Here is a 17,026-nt window from a genome sequence, read left to right on the forward strand (position 1 = left end):
AATTAGACCGCAAAGGTATAAACAATAGCAATGACTCCCACGATGAAACAATATAAAGCGAACCAGCTTAGTTTGGCTTTCTTAACCAATGCTATCATCCAAGTACATGCAGCAATTCCTGTGATAAAAGCAGCAATAAACCCCACTATTAAAGGAAGCATCTGAGAGCTTTCATAATTAATTTCACCCGACATTAAATCTTTGGCCATAGCTCCAAGAATTAATGGAACTACCATTAAGAAAGAAAAACGGGCGGCTTTGGAACGATCAATACCTAATAACACACTAGTAGATATAGTAGCGCCTGAACGACTAATCCCTGGCATTATAGCAATAGCTTGTGAAATACCAATGATGATGGCATGCCAATTTCCTACTCCTTTATCCGTTGTTTTTGCCCTATCCGCCATTAATAATAAAACTGCAGTTAGAATTAACATAGAGCCCACCAACATCAATCTTCCACCAAAAAGAGCTTCTATTTCTTCGTTGAAGAATACACCTACAATACCTGCAGGAATCATGGAAATGATAATTTTTAAGGAAAACTTGGTCTGTTCATTCCACTTAAATTGAAACAAACCCACAATGATTTCAAGTATATCTTTTCTGAAAACAACGATAGTACTCAAAGCAGTAGCAGCGTGCAAAACCACTGTCATCAGCATACTATCTTCGGGCAAACTGGTATCGCCAAGAATAAATTTCGCCAACTCTAAATGACCACTACTACTTACAGGGAGAAACTCTGTTAAACCCTGAATAATTCCTAAAACTAATGCTTCTATCCAACTCATTTCTGATTTTTATTTGGTGATTCTATCAAATATAATAAAAATAATTAGCAGACCCAAGTAAAATATAAAAGCTCAAAGCTTAATTAAAAACTTTGAACTTCATTATTATTCTTTAAATCTGGAACTTAGTACTACTTGTTTCTTTTCATGATGGCATAGACTTCCACACCAAAACCAGCCAAAATTAAAATAGGGGCTAAGGTTAATCTTTGAAAGTTAAAAATACCTTCATTAAACTCATCAGGAGATTCAGAACCACCTCCAATCATTAGGATAAAGCCTAGTGCAATCAAACCTAATCCAATGAATAAGAATTTATAATTCTCTTTTCCAAATACAAAAACCTCTCTGTCTGGGTTCTCTTGTTTATTATCTATTTTACTCATAGTAAATATGTTTCTTTTCTATTGATATAATTCGTCGGGCTTGGCCTTCAAGTATTTATTAACTGCAGAAAGATTGGATAACCAAGTAATTATAACTCCCGTTGCAATCACAAAACCAAACAATACCGCAAAGAGTTTAAAATCGTTTATGGTTACTAAATCGGGGACCTGCTGTAATAAGAAATACAAAATCCCAACCAAAGCCATAGAGGCGAATAATGCCGCTAAAAGACCGTGCAATATTCCGGTTAGGATAAATGGGGTTCGTATAAATGACTTAGTGGCTCCTACTAATTGCATACTTCTAATTAGAAAACGTTTAGAATAAACCGATAATCGGATGGTATTGTTAATCAGTGCAATGGCAATGACCAATAATAAAAAGCTAAACACTAGAATAAAGATACTTATTCTTCTCACATTGGCATTAATCATCTCCACTAAGGATTCTTGATAATAGACCTCTTTAATATCTGTATTCTGAAGCAATTGAGCTTCTATTACTTTAAGGCTATCCACATTAGCATATTGTGCATTCAAGCGTAAATCGATACTGGGTAAGAGTGGATTATAACCTAAAAAGCCAATAAAATCTTCTCCCAGTTCTTTTTGTAATTCTTCAGCAGCCTCTTCAGGGGTAATATACTCGGTATATTTCACAAAATCTGAAGCATCTAAATTCTTCTTCAGCTCCATAATTCGAGCTTCTTTTACTTCTGAATTCATGATGATACTAAAGCCAATATTTTCTCTTACATGATCGCCCAACTTCTTAGAATTAAGCAATATCAGACCCAACAAGCCTAACATAAAAAGCACTAAAGTAATACTTACAATAGTGGTAAGGTAGGAGGATTGAAGTTTTCTTTTACTGACTTTCTTTTGCGGTTTCATTCAAATTGTTTAATGCGCTAAAATAAGAAAAAGAAATATATGGTGGCTTTAATAAATGTTAAGTATCAAAATTGAATTTATCTAACTTACTAAAAAGCTCTATATTCAAAAATATGGCAGAAAACAAAAGCAGAATCTAAAAAAAGCCGCAAAAACACGAATCTATAATGTTCATTTTCAAAATATTATCACTACCTTTAAACATAAACGGCTTTCATCATGAAATTTCTAAGAAACCATTGGTATGATTTAGGAGGATTTTTCGCCCTCTTTCTTATCGTAATTTTACTATTAAATGGCCAGAATATGAGTTTCTATCAACTATTAATGTGCTTGAGCTTATTGAGTTTATTCCTTCATCAACTGGAGGAATATCGAATTGTGGGTACTTTTCCGGGCATGGTAAATATGATGATGTTTAAAAGCCAAAAGCCCGACAGATATCCCTTAAATGCCCAATCCGCAGTATTTGTAAATGTTTTTATGGGATGGACGACTTATTTTCTGGCCATTGTATTCGCTGAAAAAGCAATATGGTTGGGTATGGCTACCATCCTGATTTCTACAGGAAACATCATTGCTCACAGCTTTATTTTTAACATTAAGGGCAAAACATTTTATAATGCTGGAATGGCCACTAGTGTATTACTATTCCTACCCTTGAGTATTATGTTTTTCTATATCATACATACAGAACACCTTGTTCAAGCATCCGATTATTTCATAGGTATCCTTCTAGGAATTCTATTAAATTATGCAGGAGTCATCAAGATCATCATGTGGCTTAAAGAAGAGAACTCTCCCTATCACTTTCCGAAACGCTGCCTGCTGAAAGAAGAAAAAACCAATCATTACACTTAATATAATCGACATGAAAAACACATTAAGAACATCATTTAGTGCCATTCACCTGTTCATCCTTGTCCTCTTCCTTTCCTTATTCGCTCCTAATAAAACACTTGCAAATCCAGATTCCAGCATTCTATATGCAGAAATCACAGACGCCAAAATCGCTTATCGTGTCTATGGAGAAGGAAGCCCAATAATCTTGTGTACAGGATACGCCACCAATATGGATTTATGGAGTAATGTATTCATTGAAGCCCTTCAAAAACATTATCAAGTCATTGTTTTTGATTACAGAGGAATGGGGAAAAGCTCCAATTCTGGCACATCATTTACTATGGCTTCATTGGCAAAAGATCTTAGTGAATTTATGGAGGCCATTGGCATAAAAGAAGCTCATATATTGGGATGGTCCATGGGAGGATATGTGGCACAGATGTTTGCTATTCAATACCCAGAAAAACTAAAGAAATTGATTTTATATGCAACAGACCCTGGAGATGGTATCACCATCAATCCCTCAAAAGAAATCATTGGGATACTTAGTTCTCCAAAATCCTCATCCTTAGATTTACTAAAAACGTTATTCCCAAACGATTGGTTAGCCAAACATCCAAAACCATGGTTAGTTTTGCCACATGCAACAGAAGCTTACCATCCCAAAACAATAGGAATGGAATATGAAGCGGTTCAAAAATGGTTAGAACCATTGGGCGGATCTGTGGGTCATCTCCATCAACTCAAAATGCCTGTGCTTCTCATTTGTGGAAATAAAGATAAAGTGGTCCCCTGCCAAAATTCTACCATCCTCCATGATTCTATAAGAAGCTCCACCTTGATTAATGTATATGATAGTGGCCATGGTATGATGTACCAAATCCCTAGCACCTTTTCTTCTTATGTGCTTGCTTTTTTAGGTGATAATCGAGAGAATTAGTATGAATATCAACCAGAAGAAGTTAAACATTATCCAACTAATCCTTACTCCATATCGGGTTTGATATCTCTAATATTTAATTGAAGGTTTTTTTGACCATTCCATTCATTTTCTTCCAAATGGTAACAAATGGAAAAAGTAAGACCTTGTCCTTTAATCATATTTAGTTTATCTGCTTGCTGAAAAGCTATAGCAGGCAAGGGATAACCAGAAATATTGGCATGTACCACCTCTAGCTTTAAATGATTCTTACCAACTGTTCTGGCACTACCCGTATCCATCACATCGGTGGTTACAAATACTGGAGCCATATTACCAGGCCCAAAGGGTGCAAACTGACGGAGGATTCTAAAAAACTTATTATTGATCTCATTTAAGTGAATATCAGCATCGATAGTTATTTCAGGAGTAAGGGATTCTTCGGTGATATTATCTTTTACATATTGCTCAAACTTGGCTCTAAAAGCATCTAGGTTTTCAGGCTTAAGACTAAAACCAGCCGCATATTTATGGCCTCCAAAATGCTCTAGCAACTCACTACAATGGTCAATGGCATCGTAGATGTCAAAATTTTGAACGGAACGACAGGAGGCTGTGAGCAAACCATTACTTTTGGTGAAGACAATAGTAGGTCGATAATGAGATTCTATCAGTCTACTGGCCACAATACCAATAACTCCTTTGCTCCAATTGGGATTAAAAACAATGGTGCTTAGTTTAGTATCATCCTCTGGATCATCCTCTATCACCGTCATGGCTTCTTCAGTGATTTCAGAATCCAAGGTCCTTCTTTCGGTGTTGAGTTCATTTATTTTCTTAGCAAAAGAATAGGCCTCATCAAGGGTTTGACTGATCAATAGTTCCACTGAGTTCCTACCACTTTCAATCCTCCCAGCAGCATTAATTCTAGGACCAATCTGAAACACCAAATCACTTACTGTCAATTCTTTATTATATATATAATCTCCATCCTCCACATTCCTAGGACGTACTTTTTTAAAGCTAGTATACTCTAAAATCGCTTCTATTCCTGGGCGTGGATTACTATTGATTCTTTGTAAGCCATAATAGGCTAAGATTCTATTTTCACCAGTAATGGGTACGATATCAGAAGCAATCGCTACTACCACCATATCTAAATACTCATTCAAATCATCAAAAGGAAAAGTATTATTTTGAGAATAGGCTTGTATCATTTTAAATCCCACACCACATCCCGAAAGCTCTTTGTATGGATATTCACAATCCACACGCTTAGGGTCCAATACTGCTACCGCATTGGGAATTTCATCTCCTGGTCGGTGATGATCGCCAATAATAAAATCAACTCCTTTGGAACGGGCATATTCTATTTTATCTACAGCTTTGATTCCACAATCAAGTGCAATCACCAATTTATAACCAGATTTGGCTGCAAAATCAATTCCTTGAACTGATATCCCATAACCTTCTTTATATCTATCTGGAATATAAAAATCTACTTCGGAGTATAGTTTTTTAAGAAAAGAGTAAACCAATGCTACGGCGGTGGTACCATCCACATCATAATCACCATAGACTAATATCTTCTCACGACGATTGATTGCTTCTTCAATTCTTTCCACAGCCTTATCCATATCCTTCATTAAAAAAGGATCATGAAGTTGACTTAATTCTGGTCTAAAAAAGGTTTTGGCTTCATCGTAATTAGTGATTCCTCTTTGTGCTAATAAGTTAGCCAAAGTTGGTTCTAGTTTTAGAACATCCTGCAAGTGAGAAATAACTTTCTCATCGCTTTCTGGTAATATGACCCATTGTTTTTCCATCTGAGCGAACAAAGTTAATCATTTTATATGGCATGTTCAGTGGGAATAACAAAATATATTATAGCCGCAAATAAAAAATATTCAGCCCGATATTATAAATTGCATTTATAATATCGGGCTGAATATTTTTCAATCTTTAGTAGCCCTAAATCTATTTATTGAGGCTATTTCAATAAGGATTTCTACTTCACAAACAATATTTTAGTCACCATGGTTTCGTTCCCCAAATCATCGGAGATATATACCAAATACACACCAGTATTTACCTTTCCTCTATTCAAGGAATGACCATCCCAAATGGCTTGTCCACCATAGGAAACACTCTGATGTACCAATCCACCATACACATCAGTGATCCTAATATTTGCATCTCTTACCAATCCTTTAATAGCAATGACACCATTATAATCTGGACGAACAGGATTGGGATAAGCATAAACATCATCCGTAAGTTTTGGTTCAGGAGGAACAGGGCTATCTTTAAATACTATGACCCCTTTATCGGTTCCAATATACACTTCGCCATTATCTAAAATATCAATAGCTACCACATTATTGGAATAAAGGGGACTGTTTTCACTTGTAAAATGATATATCTCCTCTTGACCATCTGCGGATAATAAAAACAAACCACCTCTTTCTGTACCCACCCATTTCTGATTGGCTCCATTCACAGCAATAGCCTTTACTTTTTCTGCTTCAAGGAGGTATTGAGCATAGCCATCTTTTTCCACAATAATCCTTTGTGCATCAAAATCACCTCCATTAAATATACCATAAGCATTATAAATCACACCAATTCCGGCATCTGTTCCTAGCCAAATTTCGCCATCTAAATCATCAGCAATGGCCGTAACAGTACTTCCTGGTATATTTCCATTATTGGGATAAGAATTTAGTCCTTTCAACTGATTTCCTGGCTCTTGAGTTTCATCGAAGACGAAAATATAATTACTTCCTCCTTGGCGCATTTGCATCCATTTATATCCTCTTGAATCCACCATCATTTTACCCACATCTTGAGCACTGGAAGCTCCTAATTCCCAGGCAGTCCATTCTCCTGTTGGAGACAAACGATGCATTAATGCATTACTATATGCACAATTTACCCAAAGACTTCCTGCATCATCATAAGCTACGCCACCAATTCTTAATGTCTTGGTTGTACCATTATATGGTGTCAAGGTGCTATTGCTTATTCCATAGGCCGCTTCTACGCCTTCACTATTAAAAACAGTGACTCCACGCCCCCAACTTCCTAAAGCATATTGATTAATATTATTTGGATTAACGGAAACACAAACCATATCATAGATGGTATCAAGGGCAGAATCTTTACCTTTATAATAATTTACCCATTCTCCATCAATTTTACTAAACACTCCATCACTATTATAAACGTTAGCATAAGAATCATCTCGACCTCCAGGTGCAACTACTAATCGATTCCCTTGGGCACTCATATCAAAAACATTAGCTGTTCGCGGGCCATTCAATATATAGTTACTAAAACGATAAAAGTCAATCGTATTAACAAGACCACTAAGTTCATCTGCTATCCAAAACGAGCCATCCGAATCCTCTGCAACTTCTGCAGGCTTCATGCTATACGAAAGACCATTCTGGCTAACAGTGCTACTAGAATCGAGTTCTGGCTGATATAGGACCAGAGCATTAGTTCTATATAGATACAAATATCTATTACCGCTAGTTAAATTAACATTTCTTCTTACATTTTGAATTTCAAGTGGGCTCCATGTATTATCTTGCAAAATAAAAATACTATCTAAATTATTATCAGGATGATGATTCACCAATATTTTTCCTTGATGGTTTTCTACTTGATCAAATACGCCATCAGAATGAGGGACTTCTGTTACCACTGTCCAACTCTGAAAATCGGCTAAGTTTTGACTTGATAAATCAGCTTTTCTTAGCCCTTCCTCGGTTGCTGCATAAATATCGTTTCCCAAACGACTTATATCAAAGACTTCCAATGCATTGCCATCATCACCAATATACCATGTATCCTTAATTTCTTCCTTTTTAACATCTAACAGTACAATTCCAAATCCACAACTTAAATAGGCTATCTCGTCAATAAAATAAATATTGTTAATGGTTTTCTTACCCAAAATCTGTTTACGTTTGATATCAGAAATATTGATGATTTCCCCATCTTTCACTAAATCGATATTGGTATTGGAATATGCTATAACTAAAACATCTTCAGCTTTATTATACTCAATAGTACTCACTCCAAAATCACTCAAACCATTAATTTTACTATAGCGTTTCATCACTTCATCAGACTTCCTAAGCGTGAATAGGCTATAAGGAGTAACCGCGTATATGATATCATCAGCTATGGCCACTGCAATGGCTTCGCGATAGGGTAATTCATCGCGCCAATCTCCAATACTAATACTTTGTGAAAAAACAGAAAGGCTTAAAATAAGAGCAAAAAATGTAAATATTTTATTCATTGTATTTATTTTCAATCATTTATATTATATCAATATCAATACCAAATATAAAAACTATAGTATAGATACTAATCTACAATAATAAGAATTTTGACTTTATAGTTTCTATTCTTCTGGTGTATAACTCAAAATAGATTTATTTATTATGCAAATGTTTAAAATGAAATGAAATCCCTAATATTATTAGAGGCCATCAGAAGATGCCATTTTGGAATCATAGCTTCTGATAGCCTCTGCTAGAATAATAAGAAATTACTCCAACCATTTCATATCATCATAATAGCTTTCACCCCTGCCCTAAAGAGCAAAGAAATATATAACCCTTAATATGTGATACTTAACTATATTTATATTATTGAATAATGATTTTTCGTACCATTATCCCTTTGTTGGTTTTTATCCTCAGAAGATAAAAGCCCTTTGAAAGCTCACTAATATCAATGGCATTTTTTGTGTGCAGCCCATTATTCAAGTCTTGGGTTTGTCCCGCATAATTATAAATAATTAGCTCAACAATTTTTAATTCAGGGTTAACACTTTGAATCCAAAGATTTGTTCCCAATGTTGGATTGGGGAATATTTGGATACTTGATTCCATGTTTAATTCAGATACTCCTATATGTGCTACAAATATTCCAGTATTAAAATCTACATAGAAATTCAAGTCTTCCACAGTGGTATTATCCTCTGCTATTTGGATATAGTAGGTAGTATCCATTTCTAAACCAGGTATTTCTACTTTTATTCTGAAATTCCCTATAGGAAGATTCGACATGCTCCACTCTCCAATGTCATTACTCCTATTGTAAGCCACAGGAAGAAAGTTTCCTTTATCATCAGCAGCATCAAATTCAAGTATCACATCCACATTTTTAACAGGCTCTCCTCTTGATTCAGCATGATAAATATGTCCTTTCACTTGACTAGTCCCCGCATCCATTTCCGAAAAAGAGGAAACCATGATATTCATATTTAACAGACTAGATTGTTGGGTGGAAATGATGGCAGCCTCTTGCCAATAAGGGGTATCACCGTAATAGGTGGGAAGAAAGCTATTATTATCTTCTGGTATTATTTTTATAAAATAATTCGAGTTGGGACAAACCTGAGAAAACTCATAATTCCCATCCTCAAGATACAGCGTATCTACCCCCACGGCAGATCCTTCGCCAAAATACTGATACAGAACCAACATACCAGATGGAATAGGGGTTTCATCCGCATCGAAGATAAAACCAGAAATGCTTAAATCACAATTGAGCAAGTCGAATTGCTGAGAAAAGGTCTGACTCCACTGATTCAAGTCATTCATGGTTCTGATATTGAATTCATGAGTTCCAGGTTCCAATTGACTCACTCCTGCCAAAAAACTCAATTGTAATTCATTATGATGTTGAAATTCAAGAAAAGGAAACCCATTTCCATATCCCGGATCCTGATCGTAAAAATACTCTACCTCACTAATTAGGGAGGCTTCCCCTTTATTTGCTTCTATATAAAAGCCTTTTGATAAAACACTACTCCAGCTTCCATTTTCGCTTTTTATTCGAACAAATAGGCTATGAAAACCTGGCAAAAGATTAGATATATCGAGACTTTCAATAATCTCAACATCTTCGGAGGGATTGATGCTGATGGGAGTCGCCAAACCGAAACCTGGATCTTCATCAAAGAAATATTCTACTTGATTTAATTGCTGACCATACAAACAAGTGACCATAAAGGCCAACAATATTATTAATTGCTTTTTCATGACCTTTAGATTAATGTTGAGATTTTGCTTTAATATGAACTTGTAGACCATTGGTATTTCCAACACCAGAAATATTAGATTCGTAAATACGTGGAATGGGAGGCAAACCACTTAAGATATAGGGAAAATTCCCATCGAAAATACCACAATCAATTCCACCCATACCATGGCCTTGGGCTACTGAACCTGCTTGCAATACAAACATAGCATCAGGACTGGTATTTTCGCCATCTGGATAATCCACAAAAACCTCCGACAACACAATTCCGCCTATATTGTTCTCACCCATTTCAGGCATCTCTCCTGTTCCAATAATATTATTTTCTACTAAATTATTATTCCCCACACTAGAATTGACTCCTCCATCAATAATATTATTTTGCACAGTCATATTAACGCCAAATAGAGAAGAATAATGACCTGCGAAAATATTATTCCTGACCACATAACTCCCTAAGTCTTTATTCAAACTCATGCCATCAAAGAATACATTATTTTGAAATACAATATTTGATGATGGATAGGCCATGTCCCAAACCCATAAATTAGCATAAACGTAGCATTGTTTCATCATAAAGTTAGAGATGTCCTGATCCCAGCCTCGTAATCTCATTTCGCTAGAAATCTGACATCTTTCAAAGGTAATCTCACTTGTATATACATATAATAAACCACCAACGAAGCTGATTCCAGAAAAAAGGCTCCCTTCGCTACCTGCATCTACAATTAGCATAACACTCACAACAGCAGGCAAGTGATTGGCTTGAGTATCTTCATTTTCCAACAAAAAATAACCTGTACCATAAAAGGTTAGTGATTTAGTTAAATTAATTTGCCCTTCTTCATAATTTAAGCCCGTTCCTTCAATATAAATCACATCTCCATCAGTCGCCGCTTCAATGGCTGCCGACAAAGTGGTAAAATCAGCTTGAGCATTTGGGAAATTATTCACCCGCCAAGTAGCGGAAAACAAGGAGGCACTAAAAAATAATAAACTCGAAACAATAAGTATTGATTTTTTCATAAGATTTTGATTTTAAGTGATTATAAACGATTTGTTAAAATTATAACAGTAAATAGGCAAGGTCAAGAAAAAATATTTTTTTAACATTTGACTGATTCACAGTATTATACACCAGAACAAACATTCACTAGCTAAGAAGAAAAAATCACATCATGAATCTAGAAAATGATAAATAAGAAAAGCTTTTTATCTAATTTTACCTCCTCAAAAAAAACAATAAGATCATGGCCAAAGTAAAAAAAGCATTCTTCTGTCAAAATTGTGGAGCACAATCGCCTAAATGGGTTGGGAAATGCCCGAGTTGTAATCAGTGGAATACTTTTGTGGAAGAGATTATTGAAAAAGAAAGTACCAAAGACAGTTGGCGCGATACCGCCAATGCCATAGGAACTAGTCCAGCTAAAAGCAAAGCTCGTAAACTCAAAGATATTTCGGTAGAAGAGCAAAGCCGACTTAATACTCAAAGTGAGGAACTCAACAGAGTACTAGGAGGAGGCTTAGTTCCGGGTTCAGTGATACTTTTGGGTGGAGAGCCCGGGATTGGAAAGTCTACCCTCCTCCTACAATTAGCCATGAAGATGACGAATCTAGATGTGCTATATGTCAGTGGAGAAGAAAGCGAACAACAAGTAAAAATGAGAGCGGAAAGATTAAATATCACCTCCGACGATTGCTACTTCCTTACCGAAACCAATATCCAAAGAATCTTTCAGCAAGTGAAAGAAGTAAAACCAAAAGTACTTATTGTGGATTCCATTCAAACCCTACAAAGCGAACATATAGAATCCTCTGCCGGCTCTGTTTCACAAGTTAGAGAATGTGCTGGTGAATTTCAGAAGTTTGCCAAACAAACCCATACTTCTGTTTTCTTGATTGGTCACATCACCAAAGATGGAGGATTGGCAGGCCCTAAGGTCTTGGAGCACATGGTTGATACGGTTTTACATTTTGAAGGAGACAGAAACTATGGCTACAGGATTTTAAGAACTGTAAAGAATCGCTTTGGTAGCACTTCGGAGCTGGGGATTTTCGAGATGAGTGGCAATGGCTTAAGAGAGGTTAGCAATCCTTCTGAAATATTACTTTCACAAAGAGAAGATAACCTGAGTGGCATAGCCATAGCAGCAAGCATAGAAGGTATGCGACCTATGCTAATTGAGATTCAAGCTTTGGTAAGCAGCGCGGTATACGGAACACCTCAAAGAAGCACTACTGGATTTGATGCCCGTAGACTCAATATGTTATTGGCTGTTTTAGAAAAAAGAAGCGGATTTAGGTTGAGTATTAAAGATGTTTTTCTCAATATTGCTGGAGGAATTAAGGTAGTCGACCCTGGAATAGATTTAGCCGTAGTTTGTGCCATATTAAGCAGTAGTGAAGATGTGGCCATAGATCAAAAAATTGCTTTTGCTGCAGAAGTAGGCTTATCAGGAGAAATACGCTCGGTAAATCACATTGAGCAAAGAATATCAGAAGCAGAGAAATTGGGCTTTGAATCTATAGTGGTTTCTAAATATAATGGAAAGAACCTCCAAAAGGACAAAGGTATTAGAGTAGTGGCAGTCAGTAAGATTGAGGAAGTTTTTCGCTTTGTATTTGGGTAATTTATTGGCTGACTCCCTATTGAACGTCCTCTTTATCCTGCTCTATATCTGGCTCCACAAAAGAAGGCTCCTGCAATAATCTATCAATATAGGTTTCATAAATGGAATAAATGACCACATCAGGTTTTTCAATATCAATAATTTCCTTATTAAATTTGTACTGCCAATCGTCCCAAATATATACTGTTTCACTAAAAACCTCAGGTAAGAAGGATAAACTAGTATTGCCAAATGAATCTCTAAAAATTATAGCTTTGGGAAAATCAGAATTCGAAGATTTAAATCGTCTACAAAACTCAAAATCCCCATATCTGAAATCGGGATCATGATGTCGGTATCCAGAATCCTTTTTAAAGGTCATATTCTTTGGTGAAATACGATATCCAAAATCAAAGTCACTTTGATCGACAGCAGCATTTTTCATATTACCACCCTCTTTATCATAGCTTTCAAAAGTAAACAATGAGGTATCCATTGATTGGGAAATACCCATATCAGCATAAATACTCTGAACCAGTTCTTGGTAAACATAAAAAGCCCCCAATTGATTCCAATGGGTATCATATTTTAAAAACACAGGATCTATTTTGCCTTTCTCTTTCAAGATGGGCAATCCATCTATAACAGCAATGTTGGTATTTGCTTTAAAATATTCAATAAACCTATCTCCCATATTTTGGGAGCCTTTTCTAATGAGCATAGGTAACTTCTCCGACAATACTTTATATTTAGATGGAATAATGAGGATATACATTTCCATTCCATTGTTGTTGAAATATTCTTTACGCTTTTGAAATTCAAGAGCCATACGCTCTAATTGCTCATTACTAATGGTTTTCTTGCCAGTATAAACAGGCAGGTTTTTTGAAGTTTCAAAAACATAATTATCATTTCCTCTGATATACTTACCCCTACTCGTTTTTTTCTGATATACACTATTATTCAACCATTCATATATATCAATAAGATAGTTTCTACCAGCAAAGTGATCATTAAAATAATCATTATAAGCATTAGGATAGGGATCTAATTGATTAATATCAAGTTTAGGTTTTTCGGCTAACTTTCTATTCTCAGAAGTATCTTCTTTATGAACAATATGAAAAAGATGATTCAGGGAAAAAGCGAATAACAGGACTAAAAAACTAATATTTACAGCTAACTTCATCATAATTGGCTATTAAAATCTAAAATAAATAAAAGGGTTATAAGTGCTATTGGCCAAATAAGTGGTCACCAAAATCATGATGATGATAATGAATAAAGAATAGCTTATGGGCTTTAGTTTTGCGAGGAGGTTTGTACTTAAAGTCTTCAATAATTGCTTTTTTATCAACATGAATCCACCAAAAGCACCAAAAATAGCAATCATCAAACTTAAAACAAACTCTGAATTTATCATTAATGCTAAATCAACATCGATATCTGTTGTGTTTGAAAAACCAAACAAAGTCATATAAAACTCCTTAGCAAAACCAAAATCCTCCGCTCTAAACAACACCCAAGCCATCATGGCAATAAACAAAGTGTAGGTTCCAGAAAACAAAGCAGGTAATTTTTTTAGCGTATTTTTAAATCCGAGTCTTTCTATAACAATAAACAAACCATGAATCAGTCCCCATACCACAAAGTTCCAGCTGGAGCCATGCCACAAACCAGTAACAAAAAACACAATAAATAGATTCACATAAGTACGCTTCACACCAATTCTATTGCCTCCCAAAGGGATGTAGAGATAATCTCGAAACCAGCTTGAAAGAGAAATATGCCATCTTCTCCAAAACTCTTGAATTGATTTAGAGATATAAGGGAAGTTAAAATTCTCGAGAAGGTCGAATCCAAACATTTTAGCCAATCCAATAGCCATATCAGAATAGCCTGCAAAATCGTAATAGATTTGGAAAGTATAGGCAATAATGCCTATCCATGCCGCCAATGTAGATATTTCTCCAGCTGGGGTATTAAAAACTTGATCAGCTACAATAGCAAGATTATTAGCAATCAGTGTTTTCTTTGCTAAGCCTAAAACAAACCTCAATACACCTTCTGAAAATTTCTCATAAGTATGTGCTCTGTTATTAATCTGCAAGGAGATATCATGATATCTTACAATGGGTCCAGCTATTAACTGAGGAAATAATGATATATAAAGGCCTAGATTAGCAATGTTTTTTTGGACTTCAGCCTCTTTTCTATATATATCTATTAAATAGGACATGGCCTGAAAAGTATAAAATGAAATTCCTATGGGCAGTAATATTTCAGGTATAGGCAGCAATGAGTTTTGGGTTAAGCCCAGAAATACATTTATGGTTTCGGTAAACAATCCAGCATATTTAAATACACCCAACAGCGATATGTTAATAATAACACCAAATAAAAGCCAAACTTTAGCTTTTTCAGAAACGGCAATCCGCCTTCCAATTAAATAATTAAAAATAATAGAGACAATGAGCAAAGCAGAGTAGCTCACCCCACCCCAAGCAAAAAAGATTAGACTCGCCAAAAAAAGTAAATAATTCCTATAAGACTTTCTGATCATGTAATATAGCAACAAAACGGTTGGCAGAAATACGTATAAGAATACGAGAGAACTAAAAATCATTAGAGTCTTTTTTTAAATTCGAGGTAAAATTGCATCTTTTTTTTTAGCTCAACAAGTGTTTCTTAGATAAAACCAAAAATAGTATTTGGAGAATCAAAAGGACTATAACAAACCACTTTTTGAATGGTATAAGCATCCTTTTTTAGCCTCTTGGCTCATATTCGTTTTTGAGTGTAAATCGCGATCACCTCTCAGGATTTAGGCACCCAAACACCAATCATCCAACTGATACACAATACTGTATCCCGATTGCTTTCATAGAAATTATCGGTGAATAGATAAACAATTATAAAACCACCTTAGCTTGTTAATTTATTGAAAACGACAATAGCATTAAACTATATTCACTAAATTGCCTGCTCATATCATTTAAACACAATAACTACCCATCAAAGCTTATTTATGAAAATAACGATATATATCGCCATTTTAGCTAGTCTAATCTCAAGCAATCTTTTTGCTCAAAACACAGAACACAATCATACCCACAGTCATCACAAAAACGAGCTTGGTATTGCCAACTCACTTGTGTATTTCACTAATGCCGAAGAATTGGCATATGGACTTCACCTTCATTATATTCGTTCCCTACCACATTCAAAATTTGGGCTAGGACTTGGATACGAACGGGTATTTGATGAGCATGGTCACAATACATTCGGAATTGTAGGTGGATATAGCCCAATGGAAAGGTTACATTTAGCAGTATCGCCAGGAATAACTTTTGAAGATGGAAGCTCAGAGGTAAATTTTGCTTTTCATTTTGAAACCTCATATGGTTTTGAGATTTATGATTTCCATCTTGGACCTCTTCTCGAATTCGCCTTTGATCCTGAGGACATCCATATCAGCTTGGGTATTCATGTTGGATATGGGATTTAAAATATGATTGTTATTGTTTTCTGTAAAAGCACCCCCAACAAGACTCAAATAGCCCTTAAACACTGGTACTACAGAGGTTTTCGGTGCAAATAACGGTGCAAATATTTCGTTCTTATAATTTTGTTTTTAAAAAAATGTTTTTAAATATGATTGACACATCCTTTGATTTAAAATGCGCGACCGCCTTTTTGACTGTTTCAAGATCTTCCTTAGAGTCGATCACAAGGGCTAGTTCATATGTGTCATTAAAAGTTTCAATTTTAAGATAATTGTTTGCTGAATGCAATGGTTGCACTTTCTCATCCCTGAGTCGAATAGTAATATGTTGTAAGTTTGAGTAGGTAAATTCCTTGTTGAATAATTCTATTGCCTTATCAGATAGTGTTAAGGAGCTTATTGGGCCGTGTTTCTTCATATGGGTTTCATAAGAATCGACAACCTTATAAGCTCCACATACGACCACTAAAGGGATCATCAAATAGCTATATCCTTTAAGGAATGGGTTTGCTGAGATTTCTTCATTGGTATGGGTTAGGACAATGATAGCAAAGGGGATAAAAAAAGTCCCATTCCGATCCACAAATAACGAGCGTATTGATCACTCCAGTTTTTTTGTCATAGATTTTAAGTTCGATGATTTTTTCTTTTGGCATATTAAATGGTTTGATTTAAAACATTTAGTATAAGAATATGTAGCCGACTGCATGGCCCTTTCCTGTCAAGTTTCAAAGTTGTTGAAACGGGCTACAACTCTTGGATTCACTATTGTCTCAGCTTTTATTTTTACACTTAGCAGCGTTGTTTCTATTGGGCATAATTTAAAAATCACACCCATCACAGATAGCGTTGCTAAGATAGTTATTTTTACTTGAGATAAGGAAAAATGCTATATTAATAAGCATTAAAAAATCGAGCGTCTTTGCCTAGACTATGATTATTTATCTAGATAAAGACGGCTCATGTTAATTTTTATGGGGAGAATCAGAATAAAGAGTTCGGATTAAAGA

Annotated in this window: 14 protein-coding genes; 4 read left to right on the forward strand and 10 right to left on the reverse strand. The window is 35.4% G+C overall.

All coding sequences use genetic code 11. The features are described from left to right. Positions 1–2 precede the first annotated feature (2 nt). The 3 genes from HNS38_RS09190 to HNS38_RS09200 all read right to left on the reverse strand — a co-directional run bounded on the left by HNS38_RS09190 (position 3) and on the right by HNS38_RS09200 (position 2,077). Entirely contained in the window at positions 3–797 is a 795-nt protein-coding gene (locus HNS38_RS09190) for an undecaprenyl-diphosphate phosphatase (protein WP_172281343.1), read from the reverse strand. Between the two features lie 131 nt (positions 798–928). Further along, on the reverse strand, positions 929–1,183 hold the full coding sequence (locus HNS38_RS09195) for a DUF3098 domain-containing protein (RefSeq protein ID WP_172281341.1): 255 nt from the start codon (positions 1,181–1,183) through the stop codon (positions 929–931). An 18-nt stretch (positions 1,184–1,201) separates the two neighbouring features. Next, a complete protein-coding gene (locus HNS38_RS09200; protein WP_172281339.1) occupies positions 1,202–2,077 on the reverse strand; it encodes an ABC transporter permease in 876 nt (291 codons plus the stop codon). Between the two features lie 219 nt (positions 2,078–2,296). Here HNS38_RS09200 and HNS38_RS09205 point away from each other — a divergent pair, with 219 nt between their 5' ends. After that, on the forward strand, positions 2,297–2,938 hold the full coding sequence (locus HNS38_RS09205) for an HXXEE domain-containing protein (RefSeq protein ID WP_172281337.1): 642 nt from the start codon (positions 2,297–2,299) through the stop codon (positions 2,936–2,938). 10 nt (positions 2,939–2,948) lie between these two features. Further along, the gene (locus HNS38_RS09210; RefSeq protein WP_172346339.1) at positions 2,949–3,860 is read left to right on the forward strand and encodes an alpha/beta fold hydrolase; all 912 of its coding nucleotides are present in this window, start codon (positions 2,949–2,951) and stop codon (positions 3,858–3,860) included. Between the two features lie 44 nt (positions 3,861–3,904). Here the strand turns inward: HNS38_RS09210 and recJ are convergent, their stop codons facing one another. The 4 genes from recJ to HNS38_RS09230 form a co-directional block, all read right to left on the reverse strand. Continuing rightward, complete coding sequence (gene recJ / locus HNS38_RS09215) at positions 3,905–5,665, reverse strand: single-stranded-DNA-specific exonuclease RecJ (protein WP_172281405.1); 1,761 nt, start codon at positions 5,663–5,665, stop codon at positions 3,905–3,907. A 182-nt stretch (positions 5,666–5,847) separates the two neighbouring features. After that, on the reverse strand, positions 5,848–8,151 hold the full coding sequence (locus HNS38_RS09220) for a hypothetical protein (protein WP_172346340.1): 2,304 nt from the start codon (positions 8,149–8,151) through the stop codon (positions 5,848–5,850). A 352-nt stretch (positions 8,152–8,503) separates the two neighbouring features. Beyond that, entirely contained in the window at positions 8,504–9,904 is a 1,401-nt protein-coding gene (locus tag HNS38_RS09225) for a T9SS type A sorting domain-containing protein (RefSeq protein WP_172281330.1), read from the reverse strand. A 10-nt stretch (positions 9,905–9,914) separates the two neighbouring features. Further along, positions 9,915–10,928: a hypothetical protein gene (locus tag HNS38_RS09230; protein ID WP_172281328.1), complete on the reverse strand. Its 1,014-nt coding sequence runs from the start codon at positions 10,926–10,928 to the stop codon at positions 9,915–9,917. A 224-nt stretch (positions 10,929–11,152) separates the two neighbouring features. On the opposite strand from HNS38_RS09230, the gene radA reads away from it, so the two are divergent. Then, on the forward strand, positions 11,153–12,532 hold the full coding sequence (gene radA / locus HNS38_RS09235; RefSeq protein ID WP_172281326.1) for a DNA repair protein RadA: 1,380 nt from the start codon (positions 11,153–11,155) through the stop codon (positions 12,530–12,532). 16 nt (positions 12,533–12,548) lie between these two features. Here the strand turns inward: radA and HNS38_RS09240 are convergent, their stop codons facing one another. Both HNS38_RS09240 and HNS38_RS09245 read right to left on the reverse strand, forming a co-directional pair. Then, complete coding sequence (locus HNS38_RS09240; protein WP_172346341.1) at positions 12,549–13,703, reverse strand: hypothetical protein; 1,155 nt, start codon at positions 13,701–13,703, stop codon at positions 12,549–12,551. 9 nt (positions 13,704–13,712) lie between these two features. Further along, positions 13,713–15,038, reverse strand: a complete 1,326-nt coding sequence (locus HNS38_RS09245) for an MBOAT family protein (protein WP_216663681.1) — start codon at positions 15,036–15,038, stop codon at positions 13,713–13,715. A 501-nt stretch (positions 15,039–15,539) separates the two neighbouring features. Between HNS38_RS09245 and HNS38_RS09250 the strand changes: the two genes are divergently transcribed. Further along, positions 15,540–16,019 carry a hypothetical protein gene (locus tag HNS38_RS09250; protein ID WP_172281319.1) on the forward strand — a complete coding sequence of 160 codons (480 nt, stop codon included), beginning with the start codon at positions 15,540–15,542 and terminating at the stop codon, positions 16,017–16,019. Positions 16,020–16,131: 112 nt separating this feature from the next. On the opposite strand, the gene HNS38_RS09255 is transcribed toward HNS38_RS09250, so the two are convergent. Continuing rightward, complete coding sequence (locus HNS38_RS09255) at positions 16,132–16,599, reverse strand: hypothetical protein (protein WP_172281317.1); 468 nt, start codon at positions 16,597–16,599, stop codon at positions 16,132–16,134. Between the last annotated feature and the right edge of the window lie 427 nt (positions 16,600–17,026).

It is taken from the genome of Lentimicrobium sp. L6 (assembly GCF_013166655.1).
GTDB lineage: Bacteria > Bacteroidota > Bacteroidia > Bacteroidales > UBA12170 > UBA12170.